General features: G+C 65.1%; 3 protein-coding genes. All 3 read left to right on the forward strand.

Going from position 1 to position 2,395, the window contains the following annotated elements; translation table 11 throughout:
* The first annotated feature begins 271 nt into the window (after positions 1–271).
* From ACLJQZ_RS48400 to ACLJQZ_RS48410, 3 genes are read left to right on the forward strand one after another with little or no spacing between them, the layout of a single operon-like run.
* Positions 272–592, forward strand: a complete 321-nt coding sequence (locus tag ACLJQZ_RS48400; protein ID WP_410628481.1) for a hypothetical protein — start codon at positions 272–274, stop codon at positions 590–592.
* The gene (locus ACLJQZ_RS48405; RefSeq protein WP_410628482.1) at positions 585–1,751 is read left to right on the forward strand and encodes a putative T7SS-secreted protein; all 1,167 of its coding nucleotides are present in this window, start codon (positions 585–587) and stop codon (positions 1,749–1,751) included. Before ACLJQZ_RS48400 ends, ACLJQZ_RS48405 begins: the two co-directional genes overlap by 8 nt.
* A 35-nt stretch (positions 1,752–1,786) precedes the next feature.
* Complete coding sequence (locus ACLJQZ_RS48410; protein WP_410628483.1) at positions 1,787–2,212, forward strand: contact-dependent growth inhibition system immunity protein; 426 nt, start codon at positions 1,787–1,789, stop codon at positions 2,210–2,212.
* Positions 2,213–2,395: the final 183 nt, after the last annotated feature.

Here is a 2,395-nt window from a genome sequence, read left to right on the forward strand (position 1 = left end):
CGCGCCCGGTGGACGATGCGGTGGAAGCCAGTGATCAACGCGTTCGCCATCACGTTCGGTGACCGCTGGCCGGGAGCCGAGACCTACTGATCAACAACGCCGGAAACACCGATCACGGGATAGACCCATTCTGCGCGGGCAGACGACATGCCTGGCTCGTTACGTCTCCGTTCGCGCCCTCACGCTCCAGACGATCGGCCACTTGTCAATGGTGATCGCGTCCTCCACACTCGATGAGTACTGAACGTGTTCGAGGGGGATGGTTTCAGTAGTGGACGGTCCTGGGTTCCACGTCGACGTCGCCAAGGTCGAGGAAGCCGCGAACGGCATCAAGCGAAGCGTGACCGACCAGTCGAGCTTCGAGCTGCGCGACCTGTGCGGCGACACCAGCCTGTACGGACACGACGGCATCCACAACGCGCTGATGAACTTCTGCGTCCGCTGGAGCGACGGTCTCGATATCTTGACCAACGACGCGGACGCGATCGGCGACATCCTCACCAAGGCAGCCGCCGCGTACCGAGCAACGGACTCAGCCGCTGCCGGCTCGCTCACCACCGACCCGGGACAGGGACCGGTGGACGATGGCTGACCTCGGAGACACCAACGACCCGGCAGCCCTCGTCCCCGGCAAGCCCGAAGCGATCGAGGAAAACGCCCGCGTCCTCAACGCCCGCGGCGACCTCGCTGGCCAAGCCGCCGACGGGCTCAAAGCCATCGACACCGGAGCTTGGGAAGGTCCTGCCGCCCGCGCGTTCCACGACAAGTTCAGCTACCAACCGAACAAGTGGTTCGACTCCGCCGACGCCCTGCACCGCGGCGGCTCACTGCTGACCGACTACGCACGCACCCTCCGCTGGGCCCAAGCCCAAGCCGGTGAAGCCATCGCCCAGTGGAACAACGCCCAAGCCGCCACCCAACAGGCCAAAACCCGGCACGACGCGGCCACCGCCGAAGCTCAGGCCAACCACCAACCTCCGCCCCCCTTTGCCGATCCGGGTGAGGCCGGACGGCAAGCCGCGCAGGACACGCTGAATCGGGCCCGAACACAGCTGACCGAGGCTGGAGACTCCATCTCCGGCATGCTGGACACCGAAGCGGACGTAGCGCCACAAAAGTCCAGCTGGCTCGACGACGCCGGCAACTTCCTCGCCGACTTCGGTACCCACGCCGCGAACAGCCTCGCCTCGTTCGGCAACGCCATGCTCAACCACCCCGTCGACACCGCCGCCGCGGTCGGCGGAATGGCGCTGACGGCCATCAGCTCAGCAGGCGAAGGCGCCGGCATCGCCCTCGACGCCACCGGCGTCGGCGCCATCGCCGGCGTACCCCTCAACGTCGTATCCGCCGCCGGCATCGCCGTCGGCGGAACGATGACTGTCGGAGCCGTCGGCGACCTCGCCCGGCACGCCATGACCGACGACCACGTCGAACCCGTCAAACCACGCACCAATCCGACCAAACCCACCAAAACGGACCGGCTCAAGGAACACCTCACCGACAAAGACCTCGACGGCGCCCGCCGTGAGCTGAACGGCGAAGTCGTAGCCCGCAAGGGCGACGGCACACCCTGGGACCACGTCACCGAAGTCAGAGAGGCCCAGAACGGCCTCTCGAATCAGATCAATCGGCTGAAACGCCAGCTCAGCGACTCACGGCTGGCGCCCGAAGACCGCCCCTCCATCGAGGCCGAGCTATCCGAAGCGAGTCGGCTGCTCGACTACAGTGAGCAGTGGGTGCCACGCGGATAGCAGCCTCACCTACACGACAGCTGACACGAGGAGCCATGGGGACCAGTCACGACGTCGACGAATCGCTCACCCTCGAGCAGATCGAAGACCGCCACTGGGGCAACCCACCAGCCGACGCGACCCGGCTGATCAAGACCGTCTACGAGCTGCGCCAGAAGCCGATCGGCTCCTTCGGCATCGAAGACCTCCGCATCCTCCTGCTCCAGCAGGAGAGCGTCGAGGTACTAGTCCCCGTCGCGCTGACCCATCTCGAGAAGAACCCGCTCGCCGAAGGCGACTTCTACCCCGGCGACCTACTCACAGCAGTGCTGAAAATTCCACAGGCCTACTGGCAGCAGCATCCCGACCAGCGTCGCCGCGCGTCAGCCGTGATCACAGCAGTCAAGCACCTTGGCAACCTCGACGACCACGACGCACCACACGACACCATCTGGCGACAGATCAACGCAGGGCGCGGCTGACGATAGCCTGATGTAACACTTGCTGGACGCTCGGCAAGACTGCCGGGGTTGAGAGACTGGAGCGTTCCCGCCTTTGTGGACGCGGGTTTAGGACGCGATTTCGTTGATGTTCCTGTACCCTAGCTCGTATTCTTGTGGTGTCAAGTATCCGAGCGTTGAGTGTCGTCGCTGGGCGTTGTAGTA

Source organism: Amycolatopsis sp. cmx-8-4, from assembly GCF_046548675.1.
Lineage (GTDB): Bacteria > Actinomycetota > Actinomycetes > Mycobacteriales > Pseudonocardiaceae > Amycolatopsis.

Coding starts and splice junctions, on each gene's coding strand:
- ACLJQZ_RS48405 (WP_410628482.1), top strand. CDS start 585: ATGGCTGACCTCGGAGACACCAACGACCCGGCAGCCCTCGTCCCCGGC.
- ACLJQZ_RS48410 (WP_410628483.1), top strand. CDS start 1,787: ATGGGGACCAGTCACGACGTCGACGAATCGCTCACCCTCGAGCAGATC.